Source organism: Streptomyces roseolilacinus, assembly GCF_014649335.1.
GTDB classification, from domain to species: domain Bacteria; phylum Actinomycetota; class Actinomycetes; order Streptomycetales; family Streptomycetaceae; genus Streptomyces; species Streptomyces roseolilacinus.
In genome coordinates this window covers 1-747 of record NZ_BMSV01000040.1, presented here as the reverse complement: position 1 = coordinate 747, position 747 = coordinate 1, and the positions used below count along the sequence as shown (strand labels likewise).

Genomic DNA, 747 nt, shown 5'->3' with positions numbered 1-747 from the left:
CGCCCAGCACCTCGGCGAGCGCGCCCGCCGCCATCGAGCAGGCCGAGCCGACCTCGCCCTGGCAGCCGACCTCGGCCCCGGAGATCGACGCGTTCTCCTTGAACAGCATGCCGACCGCGCCCGCGGCCAGGAGGAACCGCACGACGCCGTCCTCGTCGGCACCCGGCACGAAGTTCACGTAGTAGTGCAGGACGGCGGGGATGATGCCGGCCGCGCCGTTCGTCGGGGCGGTGACGACCCGGCCGCCGGCGGCGTTCTCCTCGTTGACCGCCATCGCGTACAGGGTGATCCACTCCATGGCGAGGGCCTGCGGGTCGCCCTCGGAGCGCAGCTTGCGGGCCGTGGTCGCGGCGCGCCGGCGCACCTTCAGGCCGCCGGGCAGGATGCCCTCGCGGGACATGCCGCGGTCGACGCACTCGCGCATGACCCGCCAGATCTCCAGCAGCCCGGCGCGGATCTCCTCCTCCGTGCGCCACGCCTTCTCGTTCTCCAGCATCAGCGCGGAGATCGACAGGCCGGTCTCGCGGGCGAGGCGCAACAGCTCGTCGCCCGTGCGGAAGGGGTACTTCAGGACCGTGTCGTCGAGCTTGATCCGGTCCGCGCCGACCGCGTCCTCGTCGACGACGAACCCGCCGCCCACCGAGTAGTACGTCTTCTCCAGCAGCGTGACGCCCTCGGCGTCGTACGCCCACAGGGTCATGCCGTTGGCGTGGTAGGGGAGCGCCTTGCGGCGGTGCAGGACCAGGT

At 72.2% G+C, this 747-nt stretch carries 1 protein-coding gene; it reads right to left on the bottom strand.

The genetic code is table 11. The annotated features are described in order from the left end of the window. Nucleotides 1-747, bottom strand: a 747-nt coding sequence (locus IE106_RS29990) for an L-serine ammonia-lyase (RefSeq protein WP_189538382.1), incomplete at both ends; no start/stop codon positions are given.